This is a genomic window from Paenibacillus sp. EKM206P, from assembly GCF_011066155.1.
Lineage (GTDB): Bacteria > Bacillota > Bacilli > Paenibacillales > Paenibacillaceae > Paenibacillus > Paenibacillus polymyxa_D.
This window is the reverse complement of sequence record NZ_JAAMNQ010000009.1, coordinates 159,616-179,623: the sequence shown is the minus strand read 5'-3', so window position 1 is coordinate 179,623 and position 20,008 is coordinate 159,616. Positions and strand designations below refer to the sequence as shown.

Annotated in this window: 20 protein-coding genes and 1 pseudogene; 13 read left to right on the top strand and 8 right to left on the bottom strand. The window is 45.1% G+C overall.

The genetic code is table 11. The annotated features are described in order from the left end of the window. Position 1: 1 nt before the first annotated feature. A complete protein-coding gene (locus G9G53_RS18505) occupies positions 2–1,228 on the bottom strand; it encodes a sugar efflux transporter (protein ID WP_029519344.1) in 1,227 nt (408 codons plus the stop codon). A gap of 223 nt (positions 1,229–1,451) precedes the next feature. Further along, on the bottom strand, positions 1,452–2,225 hold the full coding sequence (locus G9G53_RS18500) for an alpha/beta fold hydrolase (protein WP_165149518.1): 774 nt from the start codon (positions 2,223–2,225) through the stop codon (positions 1,452–1,454). A 185-nt stretch (positions 2,226–2,410) separates the two neighbouring features. Here G9G53_RS18500 and G9G53_RS18495 point away from each other — a divergent pair, with 185 nt between their 5' ends. The 3 genes from G9G53_RS18495 (at position 2,411) to G9G53_RS18485 (ending at position 5,813) form a co-directional block, all read left to right on the top strand. Then, positions 2,411–4,003: an alkaline phosphatase family protein gene (locus G9G53_RS18495; RefSeq protein WP_165149516.1), complete on the top strand. Its 1,593-nt coding sequence runs from the start codon at positions 2,411–2,413 to the stop codon at positions 4,001–4,003. An 81-nt stretch (positions 4,004–4,084) separates the two neighbouring features. Further along, positions 4,085–4,435: an ArsR/SmtB family transcription factor gene (locus G9G53_RS18490; protein WP_165149514.1), complete on the top strand. Its 351-nt coding sequence runs from the start codon at positions 4,085–4,087 to the stop codon at positions 4,433–4,435. Between the two features lie 88 nt (positions 4,436–4,523). Then, positions 4,524–5,813, top strand: a complete 1,290-nt coding sequence (locus G9G53_RS18485; protein ID WP_274386464.1) for an arsenic transporter — start codon at positions 4,524–4,526, stop codon at positions 5,811–5,813. A 92-nt stretch (positions 5,814–5,905) separates the two neighbouring features. On the opposite strand, the gene G9G53_RS18480 is transcribed toward G9G53_RS18485, so the two are convergent. Then, positions 5,906–6,301 (bottom strand): winged helix-turn-helix transcriptional regulator, encoded by a 396-nt coding sequence (locus G9G53_RS18480; protein WP_039273890.1) that lies wholly within the window; start codon positions 6,299–6,301, stop codon positions 5,906–5,908. A gap of 162 nt (positions 6,302–6,463) precedes the next feature. Between G9G53_RS18480 and G9G53_RS18475 the strand changes: the two genes are divergently transcribed. Then, entirely contained in the window at positions 6,464–7,024 is a 561-nt protein-coding gene (locus G9G53_RS18475; RefSeq protein WP_165149510.1) for an NAD(P)H oxidoreductase, read from the top strand. Positions 7,025–7,144: 120 nt separating this feature from the next. Here G9G53_RS18475 and G9G53_RS18470 read toward each other — a convergent pair whose 3' ends face one another. Continuing rightward, the gene (locus G9G53_RS18470; protein WP_274597672.1) at positions 7,145–8,071 is read right to left on the bottom strand and encodes an ABC transporter permease; all 927 of its coding nucleotides are present in this window, start codon (positions 8,069–8,071) and stop codon (positions 7,145–7,147) included. Positions 8,072–8,103: 32 nt separating this feature from the next. On the opposite strand from G9G53_RS18470, the gene G9G53_RS18465 reads away from it, so the two are divergent. Next, positions 8,104–9,279 (top strand): alanyl-tRNA editing protein, encoded by a 1,176-nt coding sequence (locus G9G53_RS18465; RefSeq protein WP_165149508.1) that lies wholly within the window; start codon positions 8,104–8,106, stop codon positions 9,277–9,279. Positions 9,280–9,291: 12 nt separating this feature from the next. Here the strand turns inward: G9G53_RS18465 and G9G53_RS18460 are convergent, their stop codons facing one another. Together G9G53_RS18460 and G9G53_RS18455 are read right to left on the bottom strand one after the other, a co-directional pair. Next, on the bottom strand, positions 9,292–9,993 hold the full coding sequence (locus tag G9G53_RS18460; protein WP_029519333.1) for a YoaK family protein: 702 nt from the start codon (positions 9,991–9,993) through the stop codon (positions 9,292–9,294). Between the two features lie 193 nt (positions 9,994–10,186). After that, on the bottom strand, positions 10,187–10,705 hold the full coding sequence (locus tag G9G53_RS18455) for a DJ-1/PfpI family protein (RefSeq protein WP_069011589.1): 519 nt from the start codon (positions 10,703–10,705) through the stop codon (positions 10,187–10,189). A gap of 148 nt (positions 10,706–10,853) precedes the next feature. Between G9G53_RS18455 and G9G53_RS18450 the strand changes: the two genes are divergently transcribed. Beyond that, positions 10,854–11,246 (top strand): winged helix-turn-helix transcriptional regulator, encoded by a 393-nt coding sequence (locus G9G53_RS18450; protein WP_165149506.1) that lies wholly within the window; start codon positions 10,854–10,856, stop codon positions 11,244–11,246. A 148-nt stretch (positions 11,247–11,394) separates the two neighbouring features. Here G9G53_RS18450 and G9G53_RS18445 read toward each other — a convergent pair whose 3' ends face one another. Continuing rightward, complete coding sequence (locus tag G9G53_RS18445; RefSeq protein ID WP_013312049.1) at positions 11,395–11,730, bottom strand: winged helix-turn-helix transcriptional regulator; 336 nt, start codon at positions 11,728–11,730, stop codon at positions 11,395–11,397. 266 nt (positions 11,731–11,996) lie between these two features. Between G9G53_RS18445 and G9G53_RS18440 the strand changes: the two genes are divergently transcribed. The 6 genes and pseudogenes from G9G53_RS18440 to G9G53_RS18415 all read left to right on the top strand — a co-directional run bounded on the left by G9G53_RS18440 (position 11,997) and on the right by G9G53_RS18415 (position 18,275). Beyond that, entirely contained in the window at positions 11,997–13,094 is a 1,098-nt protein-coding gene (locus tag G9G53_RS18440) for an FAD-dependent monooxygenase (protein WP_165149504.1), read from the top strand. Positions 13,095–13,177: 83 nt separating this feature from the next. Then, on the top strand, positions 13,178–13,942 hold the full coding sequence (locus G9G53_RS18435) for a GTP cyclohydrolase II (protein ID WP_029519329.1): 765 nt from the start codon (positions 13,178–13,180) through the stop codon (positions 13,940–13,942). Continuing rightward, positions 13,939–15,039 carry a bifunctional diaminohydroxyphosphoribosylaminopyrimidine deaminase/5-amino-6-(5-phosphoribosylamino)uracil reductase RibD gene (gene ribD / locus G9G53_RS18430; protein WP_029519328.1) on the top strand — a complete coding sequence of 367 codons (1,101 nt, stop codon included), beginning with the start codon at positions 13,939–13,941 and terminating at the stop codon, positions 15,037–15,039. The genes G9G53_RS18435 and ribD overlap by 4 nt, the downstream gene beginning before the upstream one ends. A 403-nt stretch (positions 15,040–15,442) precedes the next feature. After that, positions 15,443–16,321 (top strand): annotated as a pseudogene (locus tag G9G53_RS18425) (fibronectin type III domain-containing protein); the annotation flags it as partial. Between the two features lie 352 nt (positions 16,322–16,673). Continuing rightward, entirely contained in the window at positions 16,674–16,853 is a 180-nt protein-coding gene (locus tag G9G53_RS18420; RefSeq protein WP_165149502.1) for a hypothetical protein, read from the top strand. 303 nt (positions 16,854–17,156) lie between these two features. Continuing rightward, positions 17,157–18,275 (top strand): slipin family protein, encoded by a 1,119-nt coding sequence (locus G9G53_RS18415; RefSeq protein WP_165149500.1) that lies wholly within the window; start codon positions 17,157–17,159, stop codon positions 18,273–18,275. A 60-nt stretch (positions 18,276–18,335) separates the two neighbouring features. Here the strand turns inward: G9G53_RS18415 and G9G53_RS18410 are convergent, their stop codons facing one another. Further along, positions 18,336–18,749, bottom strand: a complete 414-nt coding sequence (locus G9G53_RS18410) for a chemotaxis protein CheW (RefSeq protein ID WP_039273916.1) — start codon at positions 18,747–18,749, stop codon at positions 18,336–18,338. Between the two features lie 275 nt (positions 18,750–19,024). On the opposite strand from G9G53_RS18410, the gene G9G53_RS18405 reads away from it, so the two are divergent. After that, positions 19,025–19,960 (top strand): sugar-binding transcriptional regulator, encoded by a 936-nt coding sequence (locus G9G53_RS18405; RefSeq protein WP_023990386.1) that lies wholly within the window; start codon positions 19,025–19,027, stop codon positions 19,958–19,960. The last annotated feature ends 48 nt before the right edge of the window (positions 19,961–20,008 follow it).

Below are 20,008 nucleotides of genomic sequence, written 5' to 3'. Positions count from 1 at the left end.
TCTATATACTGTGATTCCTTTCTTTTAAAGTAGCAGATTTTTCAAACTCTAGTTTCTTTGAAATCGCCAGAAGACCAAGGGAGCAGATGATTAGGGCCAAACAGACCCAATAGGTATTTCGGTAACCAATCCATTGAGCGGTTAATCCGCCCATCAAGCTCCCCACCAGTCTTCCGATGGTTGTCGCATTGGAATATAGCGTCGATGCGTACCCTGGAAGAGAGGGCAACAAATCCTGCATGTAACTAATGCCAATGGCAGAAATCACTGCAACAAAGAAGGCTAGAAGAAGCTGCCCCACGAATAGCTGCCACATCTCCGTAGACATAAGGACAAGGAGATAATAGACAACTCCTGTTAATGCTCCTAAAAATATAAGCAAACGGTTGGAGTATTTAGCTGCTAGTACGCCTAGCATGAGCATCAAGGGTATTTCTACAATTGCGCAAATACTGGATACTAGAGCAACGTCACTCGTGTCGCCTTGTAAATTGTGAATGATGAACAAGGAAATATTCAAATTATTCATCCAGTGAGACGTATAGAGCAGAGTAAGAACGGAAAAGGGAATCAGAATCTCAATATTTTTATGTAATGTAATGTGATGAAGTGAAAGTTGATTGTTATGTTTAAGTTGAGCGGGAGGCTGCTTGATAAAAAAGAATAGAAGCACAGCAATGAGAACAAAAATAGAGGTCGTTCCCATAAAGATACCCTTAAAGCCCGTATGTGCAATCAAAAAGGAACCAAAAAGCGGCCCGGTAATAAAGCCAAGAGAAAACATAGACCGAAGCGTTGAATTCGCAAAGGCGTGATCCGCAGATTTACTGCGATTTACTGCTTCACGTGCACTGGCAAATAACTGCGGCATCCCAGGAGCACCAATGGCCGTAAAGATCGTCATATAAACAAAAAGCACATAAAAATTTTGGATTACAAGATATCCTGCAAAGGCTACGGCATTAAATAACGTACAAATCACCAAAATTTGTTTGCGATCTAAGCCGGTATCAGAACGTTTAGCAATCAGAGAGCTTATCCATATGCCACAAATCAAAGTCACAGCTGTAAATACACCAAAGGTTCCCACAGATACGCCAAGTGTACTTGTAAAATATACAGCCAAAAAAGGCGCGCTGATGGATATAGCCATACCTTGTAATAACATACAGATCATGAATAGCGGGTAGTTAGGGATAACGAAAAGATTTTGAATACGCTTTAGCATTTCATTTTTACACCCCTTCAGATTTAGAAGCAGAATAATACATACCTATCCCATCTAAACTACATATGACTTTAGCATAATTTGTATATTTACATAGTGTAAAATATTATATATTATTTTTCACTTATTTGAGCAGGTCATATGCAAGGTCATATACAGGCAAAGATACAGTATCAGGAGTGGGGTGTAGATGTGTATGCGGAATTCTCCTGTAGAATTTGCCTTAAAGACTGAAGCGATCTACGAACTGCTTAATCAGTTCATTCAATGATCCGGCGGCCTTCGTAGGAAGGCGGTGATCGACTTTTTCAATGAAAACAAGCTCACTCTTCGGTAATTGTTGATGCAATATTTTGGCATAGGGATGAAAGTGCTTATCCTCTTCACCATAAACGAGCAGGACAGGAAGGTGGATTTCTCCGAGCCGTGAGGTACAATTGTACTTCAAGCTGTAACGGTAATATTGTTCGACATTCCTAGGATTTCCCTGTTTCGCATCGTTGAATAACTTACGGAACAAAGATAGCTGTTTCGTTTGTGACCAAGCATTAGAGAGCGCAATCGTACCGACTGCGCCGATCTTGGAAAGAGCAATGCCCAAAGAAATTTTGTTTTTTAGCCGCCATTCGTTGACTTCCGACATTCCACTAATAACAATGCCTCCCCATGCCCGATCCGGATAAGTCAAGAGAAATTCAAGTACTATCGAACCTCCGGTAGAATATCCACATAAAAACACTTTATCCAGGCTCAACCGGTCCATCAAATGTTTAATATCCTGGGCGATGAGAGGATAAGTAACCGTTTGTTCGGAAGGCTGACTTTTACCGTGTCCTCTGATGTCAAAAGCTATGGTTCGAAAATGGGGCGATAGCCCTTGGATTTGGTATGTGAAATTTAAGCTAGTGAGTACCGGAGGGTGAATGAATAGGATGGCCATTCCTTCACCGGAATCCATATAATGCATGGAGTATTCGTTTATGTTTGTAGTCGTCATGGTTATGTTCCCTCCCTGAATGGTTTGATCTTAAATTTGGCCTATTAGATCCAAAAAATTCATGGAGGTGTATCTTTAATTGCTTGTATGAGATACCTTTGTCCCGATGATCCAATGCAGGAATAATTTTTTTAGTACAAGAAAAAAATAAGTGGATCAAGTTTTTCTAAGAAAGGGACACATACATGGGCATGAAGAATAAAGTTACCATAGCACTAGTGCTAGGTTTATTGTTGTTGGTCTTGGGGTGTAGAGCGGACTCCAGTCAACAGCTAAAACAACAAAGTGTGAAGCCACCTATCACAGTAAATCAAATGGGCAAAAAACCTGTCATTGTGATCTTGATTGATTCTTTAATGGATAAGCCTTTGCAAGAAGCAATTCAAGAAGGCCGTGCACCCGCAATGCAATATCTCTTAAATCAAGGGCAATATTTTCCGCATGTAGTGAGTTCATTTCCCACGATGTCTGTGACAATCGACAGTACATTATTAACGGGAACGTATGCAGACCAACATCATGTGCCCGGACTCGTTTGGTACAGCAACCAAAAGAAACGCATGATTCTCTACGGCAATGGTGCCAAAGAAGCCTTAAAGATAGACCAACTACAAGTATTCTTAGACGCAATTTACCAATTAAACCAAGTCCATTTGAACAAAAAAACGAAAACCATACATGAGGAATTGGCTGACAAAGGAAAAGAATCCGCGTCCATCAATGCTATTGTCTTTAGAGGGAAAACGAAACATGCCTTAAAAGTGCCTGACTTCATAGCGAATAGCAACAGGGTGCCAGAAAAAATGATAGTAACAGGGCCTAAATGGTTATCTTATGCAGCTCTGGCACAATTGAATCCGAAAAATAACTGGAATACTCCTTTGTGGAAAAAATTTGGGATGAACGATGAATTTTCCGCAAAAGATGCCGCTTTTCTAATCAGCCAGAAGAAACTTCCAGACGTAACCATCACATACTTTCCTGAGAATGATAATTTGGCGCATAGAAAGGGCCCGACTCAACTGAAGGGAATCGAAAAAGCAGATCAAGCACTGCAAACTGTGTTGAACGCATATGGTTCGTGGGAACAGGCTGTAAACAATGCGATATGGATTGTCATGGGTGACAGTGGACAGAGTGCGGTTTATGATGATCGACAGGCAGCAACGGTTGATATAAGGCCTCTTTTGAATCATTACCGCATTGCAAAATTAAATCAACCCGTAAGAACTGAAGACCAAATCGTGATTGCCGCTAATGAACGAATGGCGTATATCTATGCGATTAACGATAAGGTGGAGTTGTCTGACGTGGTGAAGTTTTTACAAAATGAGGACAAGCTCGACATTATCGCTATGAAAGATGGTAAAAACAATATTCATGTTACAAAGGGGAAAACGGGTAAGCTGTTTTCTTATCATCCCGGTGGAAAATTCATTGATGAATATGGACAATCGTGGACCTTGTCGGGCGAAGAGGACCTTGTGGATATTAAGGTGAATAACAACCGGATCAAGTATGGAAAATATCCAGACGTTTTGGCGAGGTTACACGGGGCAATGAATTCACATGAAGGAAGATATGTTGTCGTCACGGTCCAACCCGGATATGAACTCGTCGGTGAAAGTTCTCCCACTCACATCGGTGGAGGTGCTCATGGATCGCTGCATGAAAAGGATTCCCTTGTCCCATTAATTATTTCCGGAACGAATACACGCCCCAAAACACTGCGAATCGTTGATATAAAAGACTGGATTCTGCAATTGGTAAACGAATAAGTATTATTCGGTTCTTGATATTAAGATTGAACTCCATTAGCACATAAGCATGTAGTTATATAAGCGGAAGGAGGTCACACATTGGAGCAACTTGGTTATGTAGCCGATCATTTAAAGCTACTGGGGGATAAAACCCGGTTGGCCATGCTTTCCCTGCTAAGACAAAGAGAATGGTGTGTTTGCGAATTTGTAGATATCTTTGATATGTCGCAGCCAGCAATTAGCCAACATTTGAGAAAATTAAAGTCGCAAGGGATTGTAAAAGAAGAACGACGAAGTCAGTGGGTATACTATTCCTTAAATGTAGACGATAAGCCGCATATTCAAGCTGTTCTTGAGCGTATGCCAGACTCCAAGCAAATTTTAAAATGGCTGAATAAGGAGGAGCCGATCACATTTTGTGAACCGGATTCCTCAGCTTGTTCATCCTAAAGACTGTTCCGTGTATCTCCTTAAGGGATAACGGTGCTATTATGTAAGTATATGTTTATAAGGTAATGTAATGGAGGGGTTTAGAACATTGATTTTGTTGGCATGCATTATATTTTTAGCTACTTTAGTATTGGTGATCTGGCAGCCTAAAAATCTGTCCATCGGATGGTCTGCCTGCGGCGGTGCCATACTCGCCTTGCTGGTGGGTGTCGTCGATTTGCATGATGTTTGGGAAGTTACTCATATTGTCTGGAATGCGACACTGGCTTTTGTAGCCATTATTCTGATTTCGTTGGTGCTTGATAAAATCGGCTTTTTCGAATGGGCGGCGCTTCACATGGCACGAGCTGCGCGAGGAAGCGGAACCCGGATGTTTGTTTATGTGACCATTCTTGGCGCCGTTGTTTCTGCCTTTTTTGCAAATGATGGTGCGGCCTTAATACTGACACCGATTGTACTGGCGATGGTTCGGGCATTGAAATTGGATGAGAAAATGGTTTTTCCTTTTATCATAGCGAGTGGCTTTATTTCAGACACGACGTCGCTTCCGCTTGTGGTCAGCAACCTGGTCAACATTGTGTCAGCCGATTTCTTTAGGATCACCTTTATGGAATATGCGAGTCGCATGATTGTACCTAATTTATTTTCTTTAGGAGCAAGTATAGGGGTACTGTATCTTTTTTTTCGCAAAAGGATTCCTAAAACGTTTGATGCGACACAATTAATCAGGCCTGCGGAAGCGATTAAAGATCCAAAGATGTTCCGTATGTCCTGGATCGTTCTCGCGGTTTTGTTCGTTGGCTACTTTGCATGCGAATTTTTTAATATTCCCGTTTCGGTTGTGGCCGGTATTATTGCTATCTTTTTCTTATTGATGGCGCGAAGAAGCCCTGCAGTGCCGATGAAAGAAGTCATTAAGGGCGCTCCATGGGCTATCGTATTTTTCTCCATCGGGATGTATGTTGTGGTGTATGGTCTACGTAATGCCGGTTTGACGGATCTGCTGTCCCATGTGATTCAAGCGGCTGCCGATCAAGGTATGTTTGTGGCCACCATGGGCATGGGTTTTATTGCGGCGATTATCTCGTCGGTCATGAATAACATGCCTACGGTCATGATTAATGCGCTTGCCATTGATGCCACCCATACAACCAGTATGGTCAAAGAGGCGTTGATTTATGCTAACGTCATTGGTTCTGATCAGGGGCCGAAAATAACTCCGATCGGTTCATTAGCCACGTTGTTGTGGCTGCATGTGCTCCGTTCGAAAAACGTAAAAATTTCTTGGGGGACTTATTTTAAGACAGGCATTGTCTTAACTATTCCTACACTTTTTATGACCCTACTGGGCTTATATTTATGGTTAATCATTTCATAATTCCTTAGGGGCTCGTATTCGAAAATTTTCGGAGACTGGTGAATAAACAAGGTGCACATCTTAGGTATAGTATTTCAAACAAGCACGCCTCCTTAATGAGGTGGTGCTTGTTTAGCGCTTTTTTCCTTCACAGAATACTCTTCCAACACCTTTGTTTTATCTCCATAGATCCTATCCAAGTGATCTTCTCCCCATAAGCAAAAACGATCAAGCAAATCTTTAAAATCCCAGCCATATTCACTAAGCTCGTACTCCACTTTGGGTGGAACCTGGTTATAAATGATGCGGTGGATGATTCCATCCTTTTCAAGCTCTCTAAGCTGTTGAGTGAGCACTTTTTGGGTGATTTTCGGAATGAGTTGACGAAGTTCGTATGTACGTTTTCTGCCGCTGGTTAAATGGTGTAGGATAATGCCTTTCCACTTTCCACTGATGACCTCCAAAGTTGCCTCGATCCCAAGCATATAGGTTTTGGCTTTGTCTTCCATAGACTTTTCCCCCTCTCCGACCTGTAGTACAAAAGGCACTAAGGAACCTTAAAGTACCTACAGTACATTGAAGTGCGTACTTCACACTTTAATGTATAACATCCATAATAGCATCTGTAGACAGGGTTCACCAATTATGAGGAGAAAGAAGGTTACGGATACATGAAAGTTCTATTGGTCGTCACGCACCCTAGAGAAGATTCACTTACCCTTGCGGTCATGAATCGTTTTGTAGAGGGATTGAAAGAGAATAAGCACGAGGTAGATATTTTGGACTTGGATCGGGATGGATACAATCCGGTGTACAGCGCTGCAGATGAGCTGGATTGGAATACGACCCATAAACAATATGCTCCTGAAACACGGAAAGAGATGGATAGAATAGTGGCTGCGGATGCTCTGGTCTTTGTGTTTCCACTATGGTGGTATAGTGTCCCGTCCATGCTAAAAGGGTACCTGGATAAAGTGTGGAACATAGGTTTACTTCAGGAGTTCACGACAAAGCAGGTTCTGTGGATGTGCTTGGCGGGAGGGACTAGAGAACATCTGATCAAGTATGAATATCACGATTTGGTTACTAATTATTTGAATAAAGCCATTGCTGGTTACGCAAGAGTAAGAGAGTCCAAGGTGGAGTTCTTCTATGATACTTTGTCCGAGTCGAAAGAATACATTGAAGGTTTACTGGAGCACGCTTATCAATTAGGTCTGGCATATAAGTGAATTTTATTCTGATAACAATGAGAATTTCATATTGTTGAGGATTTGTTAAATCCTGATTATTGAAAAAGGGTTAAGGCTCATTAGATGGCACTTAACCCTTTTTTATTTTACAGACGAGCCCTATCCTTTTATAGGCTCGTGCATAGGCACTCCCTTTTCAAAAGCAGAACTCGCAGTTTGCTTGGCCAGCTTCTGTTTTTCCCACAGAGCTCTGGCAATAACCAGCATGGAGAGTACGCCAACATATAGTAACAGAGAACCGAGTTCGGGAAGCATCTCTTGCAAAGGTGCACCACGCAGACCCATGGTGCGCAGGAATTTGTACATCCACACGAAGGGGAAGAAATCACCGATTTGAATCGCTAAAGGTGGAAACAGTGATCTGGAAAGAACAGCCCCTGACAAAACAAAAGCAGGCATGAGTATCATCACCATTCTGCCGATGGCTATTCCCGGATGTGCAGCGCCCCACGCAACCAGGACATTGATACAAACGATACCGAATACATACAGGACAACCGGAATTATAAAGAAAATCGGATTGGCCTCGAAACGGCCTCCCCCAAACACTTTAAGCATCCCGAGAGAGAAGATTAAGCCAGCCGTCGAAAACAGCGTATAATGAAGCATACGCAGCAGGATGTTGAATGGATTTTGCAACTCAACAGCCAGCCTTTTGGAAACCCGGAGTCTAGCGACCAGAGGTAAGCTATTTATATTCAGTATCATAAAAGAGAACATACAAGTGAAGGCAAGTATCGTCGTATTCTGATAGTCATTGGTTGGGTTAAACAGGGAACGCACTTCCAAGGCGATACCATTGAGGGCCCCTTGGGCCTGGTCTGCGTTCATCCCGGTTTTCAACATAGCTGGAACAGACAGTTCCATATTCTCGGAAACGCTAATTTCCTGCATAGCTGTACGAATCGAAGTAATAGATTGAACATTGGTATTATCGAGAATGAGACCCACGCGGCTAGAATGGTTCAAGCTTTTCCCTGCATTGATATTTACAATGAAGTGCTTGATAATAAGTGAATATCGCACGAGACAAAGAACCCAAAAGTGAGGAATCTGGAATGACGACAAAATTATACTACACTGCTCCGCATCTTACGGAGTGGGACACTCATATTACACGAAGCATGGAAAGAGACGGAAAATATTTGGTTATGCTGGAGGAAACGGCCTTCTATCCGCATGGCGGAGGCCAGCCTTGTGATACAGGAACCATTCAGGGCGTTCGGGTATTAGATGTTGTCCTCGAAGATGGGGACATTTGGCATCAGGTAGAGCGTTTGCCGGAGGATCGGAAAGTAGCCTGCCGATTGGATTGGGAGCGCAGATTTGATCATATGCAGCAGCATAGCGGGCAGCACTTGCTGTCAGCGGTTTGTCTAGAGTTGTTGGGTGCCCGTACGGAAAGCTTTCATCTGGGACAAGAATATGACACGATTGATGTGAACTGTTCGGATATAACGCCTGCGCAGCTATCGGCAATCGAGCAGGAAGTAAATCAGCAAATCTATAGTAATCGCAGCATAAAAAGTTATTTTGTAACCCGTGAGCAATTGAAGGACATTCCGCTTGTGAAAACGCCCAAAGTGACAGAAAATATTCGGATTGTCGAGATCGAGGGCATTGAATATAATGCTTGCGGTGGCACACATGTAGCTCAGACCGGGGAAATTGGGATCATTAAATGCTTAAAATGGGAGAAGCAGAAGGGGATGGCAAGAATCCATTTCAAATGTGGCGCTCGCGCACTCCAGGATTTTAACGATAGTGTTCAGATATTGGACGTGTTATCTATGAAGTTCAATACCGGGCGAAAAGATATTTTGACCCGATTCGAAAAGTGGGAGCAGGAGCATAAACAGCTTAAGGCGCAAGTGGAGCTCCTACAAGAGGAAAATGCTTCGTACCAGGCGAAAGAGTTGCTATCTGCTGTGCGGGGGCATGTTCTTGCTCATGTATTCGAACAAAAATCCCTGCAGGACATGCAGCAATTGGCTACCAAGCTGACAGCTGAGCATGATTTGCTTGTTCTATTTGCCACAACAGCAGAAAACAAAATCCTTCTGGCACATAACGGCACCCAGTCTGTTAGCTGCGGAGCATTTTTGAAAGAGAATCTGGGGGCATTTCACGGTAAGGGGGGCGGTAGCAACCAATCAGCTCAGGCTGCATTCCCGTCCCGTGAAGACCTTTTGAATTTCTTTGAAACGGCCCAGCGCCAGTTCGTTCAGGGCTGATGTAATGGAGGATTAGTGGCGTAGGGGAAGCTTCCACTTTTCCTTTTCTGTAAATAAAATAAAAGAAAAAATAAGTGCAACAACAGCGCCCCAAACGGCTTTATCCCCAATTGTCAAAGTTAGAAATCCCCCCAGCAAGGCTCCTACCAAGAAGGCTGCCAGGATGACACCATAACGCATCGCTCGAATGGCAGCGTTCGTGTCCTTGGTCGTTACGGCGACATACACAGCCTCGATAGCTGATCGGAGGTTACCGGTGCTGACCGTGGAGGTGTACGGCACATCAATGAGCTTGCGGAAGGAAGTCATTTGCACGGAAGCGACGAACGAGACGATCACCACCACTACCGTATTGGGAACTCCTTGCGGAATCAATCCCACGATGAAAAAAATCGCAATTTCCAGTAAAAGAATTGCGCGGGTCCAGTCCGGAGTTAAACGGTGGGTTGATTTTCGTTTAATCCCTTCAGCAACAAAAACCCCCAGTGAAAAGGCGATCAGGGGCGGGATATAGGATAACGCCTGAATCCAGTGCCCCTGAATGACTTTGACAGCCAGCAGCACGATATTGCCTGTCTGTGCGTTGGCGAAAACACCGCCTCTTCCAACAAAGGTATATGTGTCCAAAAAGCCCCCTACTAATGATAGTAAGGCGCCCAGTCGCAACGATTCGGACGTTACCTGATGTAAATGTATTTTGCCTTTCATAAACACGGCATATAAGCCTCCTATGCTAAACGTCGATTGTTTAAAGCTAACACGAAAATCCAGGACCATACAATTAAATTAATCACTTAAGCATGAAAATGACACAAAAAAGCCACATCAGGTCCCATACAATAGAAAGGACGTGATGCGGCTTGTTGGAGTGCTGTTTAAAGTGTCATCTGGAACTTCGAGAATGTGCTTATTGCAGAGCTTGAACGAGGGCTGCGCCGAATTCCTGTGCACCATCTGGGCCATCGGCTGTAATAATGTCGCTATGCGCAACGACATGCTGAGCGAGATATTCGGCTTGATGCACTTGAAGCTGATCCTTTTGTATATCCACTGGATAGCATGTAGCCGTTCTACCAGAGAGTAGTCCGGTTTGAGCCACGGCTACAGAGCCTGCGCAGATGCCAGCCAATAAAGTCTTTTGCTCATGAGTTTGTTTTAGCAGAGTTTGGAGATCCGCGTTATTCCACAGATGGTCATTCGTACCTGATCCGCCGATCACAGATACTACATCATAATCAGCCAGCACAGCGTTTGTAAAAACAAGATCAGCTGTCGCTTTACCGTTGTAGTCACCCGTGATTTCGCCTGTTTTTGTACTAGCTAGGGTCACGGTAACGCCTGCTTGCTCCAGCGCTTCCTTCGGTTTAAACAATTCATCCTCATTAAAGCGCTCTGGGGGTATAATAAAAAGAGCTTTTTTACTCATACTTTATTCCTCCTTGAATGTGTAACATTATCTACTATTGTAGGATGGCTTCGTCAGGCTGTGAAGAATGCACTTTCAAGTACGGAGGTTACCTACAGGTTACTATTAGAGTGCAAGACCATGATGATTTAGAAGGAGTTAATTATATATGTCTGATACACTAAGAGAAGAAATACGGGAGAAGATCGTCAACGGGGACTATAACTGCGAAAAGGAACTGACCCTGTCGGTGTTAAGCGGAAAGTGGAAGGTCGTTATTTTATGGCATTTGGGCGTAGAAGGGCCGCACCGTTTCAGTGACCTGCAAAGGCTGTTTCCAAAGCTGTCGCATAAAGTGCTGACCAATCAGCTGCGGGAGTTGATGGAGGACGGTATTGTGCACCGGGAAGTGTATCCCGAGGTACCTCCAAAGGTGGAGTATTCGATGACCGAGCTGGGGATGACGATTTTACCCATTGTGGAGATGATGTATGACTGGGGGAAAAAACGGGTGCAATCCATTCGTGAGGAGATGCAGCGCAGCGGTGAGGGAAACGTTTAAAGTTCCTTCATATGAAAAATAGAACGCCTTGCACTATGAGTACAATTGTACTTAGAGCAAAGGCGTTCTTTGGCATGTTAGCAGTCTGTTTTTTTATCATATTAGTCTAGGAACAATAGCGGTAGCCGTGAAGCTGCTTCAATAAGAATCATTGCTGTTCAAGTGCTGGTAGAACCTCAATCCAGCGTGTAGCCCAAGTACCGATATGGTCAAACAAAGGAGCTAAATCGCGTCCTTTATCCGTAAGAGAGTATTCAATCCGTACGGGCTTCTCAGGATAAACCATACGTTGTATGATTCCTTCTTCCTCCAGCTCTTTCAAACGGTCCGAAAGGACCTTTCCACTTAAATTAGGAATTGAATTCTCAATAGCGACGAAACGTTGCGGACCATTCGTTAGTTGAAATACGATCAATACCGTCCAACGCTTACTCAGTAGTTCCATAGCCTTTTCAAACCGTGGACACATCTGCGGAATGTTCATGTGATCACCTCATGCTTATTATTAACGATTCACTGTTAAAAGTAAATGATTTTACTTTACATAAATTTATTACTTGACGAAATGATATGATATAAATATACTTTGTTACATAAAGTAACTTGTTAGCTTTGAGACGGAGCTTAAGATATGAATACTTAAAATTTAAACTTAATTTGATGTTATTTTTGATATTATTAATGATGTAATTAAATGAACAGGTACGAACTAATCGTTGAGGTTATGGTTTGGGTGTAGGGGGAAGTCGGATGAAGCTGGAATGTGAAGTGTGCGTAGTTGGAGGGGGACCCGCAGGGACTTTGTTGTCCTGTCTACTGGCGGCGCAGGGTGTATCCACGATATTGATTGAGCGACAGAGCATAGCGGGAAAGGCCTTTCGCGGTGAAATCTTGAATGATGAGGGTCAGGAAGTGATCCAAAGGCATAAGCTGCTCGAACAAATTCATGAGAACTATGTTCTCGCCTCCACAAGGATCGAATATTGGGGGCATCAGCGGCAAGTGAAGACGGTCAAGCCAGTATCAGTTGATGGTAATGTGGGGGTTCATATTCCACAGCCTCGATTTTTGGAGGCTTTGCTCAAGCAGGCGTCAACCCACGAGTACTTCCGTTACCTGGCGGGTACAACTGTGACTGCGTTGGAAGGTAACAGCGAGCAGGGGTACACGGGCTTGACCGCACGCGATAAGAACGGTCATGAGATCACGATTCACAGTTCGTTGATTGTAGGGGCAGATGGTCGCTATTCGACTGTGCGCAAGCTGGCGCAGATGCCTGTGACGAACATTCGACACGGCTATGATCTGCTATGGGCGAAAATCACAGCACCTGCTGGGTGGGAGCCCGTCACTCGTCTGGCATGGGTCAACGGAGGACAATTGGCTTTATTCTCGCAGGCTGAGGGCTATATTCAAATTGGCTGGAATGTGGAGGAGGGTAGCTTTCCAACCCTGTTTAAGCAATCCTTTGAACCATTTATACAACGGTTTACAGAGGCTTTTCCAGATTTGAAGCATAGTGTGCATGATCATATTCGTTCATGGAAGGACTTCGTACCGTTGGATATTTTCAGCAGTCGTAGTGACACTTGGACGCAGAACGGACTGGTCCTTATTGGAGATGCGGCGCATACCATGACACCTACCGGAGCTTTTGGCTTGAACGCAGCTTTGAAGGATGCCGATGTGCTAGCCAGTGAGCTTCTTCGTTTACGACAGAAGAGCTATACCGCAGGAGACCTAAAGGCGTTCGAAGACGGACGACGGCAGGCTGTAACCGAGCTTCAGGAACGGCAACTGACGATGGAATCCACGTTTCATGAACATTTTTTACACAGAGTTCAATGATTTATGACCCTAGCAATAACGATTAGCCTTTGAGGAATTAGGCATTTTCTATATAGAGCTTATATAAAGGATGGTGCAAAGAGATGAACCAAAAAGATGTAGCTACGCTACTTAACGATAAAATTCAAACCGTTCGCGGAGAGCAATCTTCGACGATTTTGGTAGGACCGATCAAGCTGCCAGTTAATTTGGAAGGAGAAACGGTTGTTTTTCAGTGGTATTGCTGGTTGCCTGTCCGGGATGAGGAAGATCGTCAGGACTTACTGAATGCCACCGCTGAGACGATTGTGAAGCGATTGTCCACACTGGATTTGGCAGAGGGACAACAGTCAAGCGTTTTGGTGTACGGCGATCTCGAGCAGTCGGAAAATGCATTAGTTCGCATGCATAGTATTTGCCATACTGGAGATATTTTTGGTAGCAAGCGTTGTGATTGCGGATTTCAACTCCACCAGTCCATGAAAATGATCGTGGAGCATGGAACGGGTGCATTGTTCTATCTGGCTAACCATGAAGGCCGCGGAATCGGTTTGTTTAGTAAAGCAATGGCTTATATTCTGCAGGAAGAAGGCATGGATACCGTGGAAGCCAATCATCAATTGGGTTTTGAAGATGATACACGCAACTATGCGGATGCCATTAGTGTGCTCCGTCACCTGAGACAAAAGCCGGTAACCCTGATTACAAATAATCCTAAAAAACTGGATGCCTTGAAAAAATCGGGTATGAATGTGGCGGGTCGTATGCCGCTCTGGGGCGATGTGTCGCAATATAATGAACGGTATTTGAATACAAAAGTGGAACGATCCGGCCATTTGCGGGATTCCGATCTCAGGGAGGTTCTATGACCACTCACGAAAAATATATGCGCCTGGCACTGGAAAATGCCAGAAGTGCTAAAGGGCAAACAGAACCGAATCCGCTCGTCGGATCAGTCATTGTCAACAACGGCCGTATCGTTGGGATCGGCGCTCATCTGAAGCCCGGCGAGCCACATGCCGAGATTCATGCGTTGCGTATGGCGGGTGAACACGCTCAGGGAGCGACGATTTACGTAACGCTGGAGCCGTGTTCCCATCACGGCCGGACAGGCCCGTGCGCGGAAGCGATTGTGAAGGCTGGCATTCGTCGAGTGGTGATTGCAGCGCTGGACCCGAACCCGCTGGTTTCCGGCAGAGGGGTGCAGATTTTGAAAGATGCAGGCATTGAGGTCATTGTCGGCGTATGTGAGCAGGAATCCATCCGCATGAATGAAGTGTTCAATCAATATATCGTGAGCAAGCGTCCTTTTATTACGATCAAATCAGCAGTAACGCTGGACGGTAAAATTGCAACTCGAACCTCTGAAAGCAAGTGGATCACATCTGAGGCTGCACGGGAGGATGTGCATCGTCTTCGTCACGAGCATGTAGGAATCCTGGTCGGTGTACAGACCGTGATTCATGATAATCCTCAGCTTACGACTCGTCTACCAGAAGGACGGAATCCGATTCGTATCATTCTGGATAGTAAGCTTCGAATTCCATTGGATGCTCGTGTCATTACAGATGGGGAGGCTCCGACCTGGATATTCACAGGACGGGCCTACGATGAAGGCAAGCGAAGCCAGCTGGAACAGCTGGGTGTAAAAGTATATCCGACACAGGATGAAAACAGCGATCGGGTTAACCTGCCGCAAATGTTGGATATTCTGGGGGCAGCGGAGGTGTCATCGGTGTTCGTGGAAGGCGGAGCCGAAGTGAACGCTTCGTTCGTGCAGCAAGGGCTGGCAGACAAGCTGGTGCTGTATATGGCGCCGAAGCTGGTTGGAGGACGTGCAGCCCCGGGATTTCTCGGGGGAGAAGGCGTGTCTGCGATGAGCGATGCGGTGGCATTGCATGATTTGAGCGTGACACAGGTTGGTGTAGATTGGAAAATAGAAGGGTATTTTGAGCGGGGAAAATGAGTGAGTTGTTTTCGGGTGGAGGAGGCGCTTCGCGGAGAGGTTGATCTTCCGATCGCTGTTGTAGTGGGATTCTTCGGATTGTATGAGAGATTTAAAGGTAAGAATCCCACTGCAAAGGCGAACGCTTCCGCTTCTCCAGATGCAACCCCTTCGCTCCGCTGCTGCCCACCGCAAAGTCACTCTTTTTCCGAAATGTTGTGGAGCATGGGAAGGGCATAAGAAACTAAATACTCAAAAACTCAAAGGCTCAAAAACTTATAAATTCAAAACAGAGGATCTGAAGGGCTAAAAGGCCTGGAGGATTCTTTTTTTATATACTAAACGTTTATTAGGGTGAATGGTTAATGGGATGAATAACTTATAGGGTGAATGTCTTATGGGGTGAGTTTGAAAACATAATTACGCGAATGTCTACCACTGGATCTATAATTTGGATGCTGTAGGCAACATCGACCGCAGCATCACCGCTAATTCACCTATTTATGCCGTATTTCATAAAAACGGTGTAAAAACTTATGTGGCTTACAATTTTACAAACCAGTTCAAAACGGTAACCTTCTCAGATGGGCACAGTATTATCGTGCAGCCGAACAGCTTTAATACCGGAAATGGAAGCGGCGGTGGCAATCCGCAACCTGATACGGAGGCTCCGTCCATCCCGACGAATGTACGAGTTACGACCAAAACGGCATCGACAGTCACTCTGGAGTGGGATGCAGCTACAGACAATGTTGGCGTTGCGGGGTATATCGTTTATAAGGACGGGGCACAGGCGGCAGAGATAAGCGGTATTTTCGCTTCAATGACAGGGCTAAATGCAGCTTCCACTTACAGCTTTACCGTTAAGGCTCGCGATGCAGCTGGTAACCTATCTGCAGCAAGCCATGCTGTATCGGTAACTACGGAGGCAGCATCTGGCGGTAATGAGGGCGGCGGAGAAACGGAGGATTATAAAGTAGGAGCTCGCTTTGTCAGCGATCGTGAAGCATTGCTTCAATTTACACCCAAAACAGCCTCAGCCTATGTTGACGTGCATTATACTTTAACGGGTGGACAACAGCTCAATTACCGGATGACCAACAACGGCGGTGTCTGGGAGCAGCGGGTAACAGACCTCGATATCGGGAAGGGTGTCAGCTATTGGTTTACCTATGAAAAGGCGGGATTGCAATACGAGACCCCTCCATTCAGCTATACACACCAGCAGATTGCCTCAACAACGACAGACGTTCCAGAACTTCCAACACCAGGCGCTGATCCCGTTTTCGAAAAAACATCCTAGTGGATCAGGCCTAAGATACGAACGCGACTAGTTAACTATAGAGAGATAGACACGAGGGAAGCACATATGCTTCTCCTGTGTCTTTTTCGTTTTTTATAGGGTCGTAATACTTTCGCCATGTTCGCGAGTTCTAGATTACGCGATAATGATAAAGGCTGATACAGGAAGATATTACCGAGGCGCGGATTTCCAAAGGTCCCGCAGTGCCTGCCCTGATGGGGTCAGGTATCCTGTAAACTTGCGTATCCACCAACAATTAGGGTTCGATTCCCAATCGCCTTCCACGCGACTTCTGGTAGAGTATTCGAATGATCGAATAAAAACAATGAAAAGACCCGGATAAGAGCATCCCATGTCTGGTCTTGATGACAGATACCGGGGCGATGGCTATGCGGCCAGCGGATACCGGAGAGAGCAAGCGCCGACAGGGCCCGAGGCTTCGGGGATACAGATTCACAGTCGATGTTGGGCTGATGAATCCCATCCTTATAACACGAAAACAGGCGGTATCTTTCTTTTTCCTCAAGCTTGACCCCGCCGTTCACACCGGAGGGATGCTCTGCAAGGGTCCTAACCCTACTACAACAAATAAAAATAAAAAATCCTCATTTTAAAAGTGTGTTAATTTTAAGGCGGGCAGCTACGGAGCGGTCCATTTGAATCTGAAGAAGCGAAGCGTTCGCCTTTTGCCCCTGAAGTTTAACCCTATAAGGGGTTCATCAAATCCAAAAATTCAGGGGCAACAGCGATCGGAAGATCAAATGGATCGCGGAGCGCCACACGTAGAAAAAAGCACTCTTTTAAGTTGAGGATTCTAAATACTAGGAGTGATACGATGTTTAAGAAGATAACAATTAAATCCGATGAGCGCGGATTGCTGTTCAAAAAAGGAAGCTACCACAAATTGTTGCAACCAGGAACTTACCTATTGAAGACATTTCAGCAGGAAGCGGTTGAAATTTTGAATGTAGCCGAACCATTTTTTGTACCGGACCATGATATTCGTTTGTTTTTGACAGATCCCCTATTGCTTGAGCAATTGAATGTCATTGATGTAGAGGACCATGAATATGTGCTGCATTATGAGGATAATCGGTTTGTGGAGCTGCTGACGGCTGGGAAATATGCTTATTGGAACGTGCTCAAGGAACATCGTTTTGTTCGTGCAGATACTCGGCAGCCTGCAATTGATAAGGCATTGGGGCAAGCATTCTTGTCCAAGACACCGGGCTTCTGGAAGGCACTTCAGGTGGCCAGCTATGAAATGGGCTTTTTGTATTACGATAATGTGTTGCAGGGTGAGCTGAAACCGGGCAAATATTATTTCTGGATGTCCACGGTGAATACAGAGATCAAAACGATAGATATGCGACAGCAGCAGTTGGACCTGATGGGACAGGAAATCATGACAGAGGACAAAATCACGCTGCGCCTCAACTTTGTCTGTCAGTACCGTATCATCGATCCGTTGCGGGCGTTGGAATTCCGAGCATACGAGGAACAAATGTACATTATGCTTCAACTGCTGCTGCGCGAGTACGTTGGCACGATGAAGCTGGATGATTTGCTGAAAATGAAGCAGGAGATTGCGGAATATGTTTTGACTCGACTGAATGAGCAGAGCAGCGAATATGGAGTGACTTTTACGTCAGCAGGGGTGAAGGATATCATTTTGCCAGGGGATATCAAGGATATTCTGAATACCGTGCTGTTGGCAGAGAAGAAGGCACAGGCCAACCTAATCACACGACGTGAAGAGACGGCATCCACTCGTAGTCTGCTCAATACGGCCAAGCTGATGGACGAGAATGCGACCCTCTATCGTCTTAAAGAACTGGAATTCATGGAAAAAATCTGCGAGAAGATTGGCACGATTTCACTGACTGGCGGAAATACGTTGCTGGAGCAGCTGAACACGCTGGTTCACATGAAAGAGGGGCAGGGACTCCAATAACTGAAAATACTCCCGAACGATGAGTGCAAGCCGGCTCAAGGTTCGGGAGTATTTTGCGTTTTAGTTCGTCTTGGTGGATGCAAGAAAAGCGTCCATATCGATCACCGGAATGAGGGTACCCTGATGCTCCATCACAGTAGGGAACAACTCGCGCTGCCACTCTTCCTCATTGCTTTGTAGCTGACTGTCCTCGGCAGAAGCCGTGTCCTCCACCTGATCGACAAGCAGAGCAATCTTCGCACGGCTGAGCAAAATCATTTTGTCCTCGGAGGAATCGCTGGATGCAGGAAGAAGCAGCTTTTTGCGTAAATTAAGGATTGTAAAGACACCACCGCGAATAGTCACCATTCCTTCATGCCACGCTTCAGAAAAGGGAAGTGGGGTCCCTTTTTTGGCATTCATGACTTCTTCTACTTCCAGAAAGTTTAAAGCGAACTTTTTGTCCGCCAGACTGCACACAATGAATTCAGACATAGCAATTCTCCTTACATATTCAGATAAGCCATCACAAGTTGTGAATGAGCGGTAAAATGGGTTAACTATTGCGTTTTGATAGATGGAACGATAAAGTTGAGGATGCGGTAAAGTAGTTGTAGTTAATCACAGAATATCACAAACGAGCAGTTAAATCTTCCAAAATAACAACCATACGGCCAAGGCGTGGCTTCAAGTTTCCCTTCATATATAATGTTTGGGACTAAAGCTGTGTCCGATGGCACTACATTTTAAGATAAGCGGGTTGAGGTAGAGTGGATCATGAAAAGCAGCGATTAAGTATCGAAGCAGCCAGATTATACTATCTAAACGACTACAGCCAGCAAGATATCGCGGTCAGACTCGGGGTTTCGCGTCCTACGGTATCGCGGTTACTTCAGGCTGCCAAGGAACAAGGATACGTGCGGATTAGTATTGTGGACCCGATGGAGGATATGGACGCGCTCGGAGAGCAGGTGAAGAAGAAATACGGACTGGATACTGTGTTAGTCTGTTATTCGCCGTTAAATGAATATCAGGAGATCAAGAAGCATATTAGCAAAAAAGCAGCCGATTATTTGCATGAAACGGTACAGGATGCTGATATTATTGGAGTGACATGGGGAACAACCATGCATGCCGTGGCGCTTCATCTCCAACAAAAGCAGGTCAAGGGAGTTGAGGTGGTTCAGCTCAAGGGAGGCGTGAGCCATTCACATGTCAACACATATGCTGTGGAAACCGTGAATTTGTTCGCAGAAGCCTTTCATACTATAGCAAGGTATTTGCCGCTGCCTGTAATTTTCGACAGTCACGCCGTTAAGAAAATGGTCGAGGAGGATCGGCATATCCAGCGTATCATCGAACTTGGCAAGCAGGCGAACATCGCGGTGTTTACGGTGGGGACGGTCAAGGAGGATGCGTTGCTGTTCCGATTGGGTTATTTTAACGGGGAAGAGCAGAAGCTACTGCAAAGAATTGGCAAGGGCGATATTTGCTCACGCTTTTTTGACGCTGAGGGCAACATATGCAGTCAGGAAATCAATAGTCGTACCGTCGGGATTGATTTGCCTGATTTGCGAAAGAAGGAGAAGTCCATTCTCGTCGCTGGAGGCCAGCGTAAAGTGGAGGCCATTCGGGCATCGCTGCGTGGCAAGTATGCGAATATCTTGGTGACGGATCAGTTTACGGCACAAGCACTTTTACAATAGAGCAAGTCGCCTCCATCCAGCAAAATACACGGTTATGGCGTGTGCCTA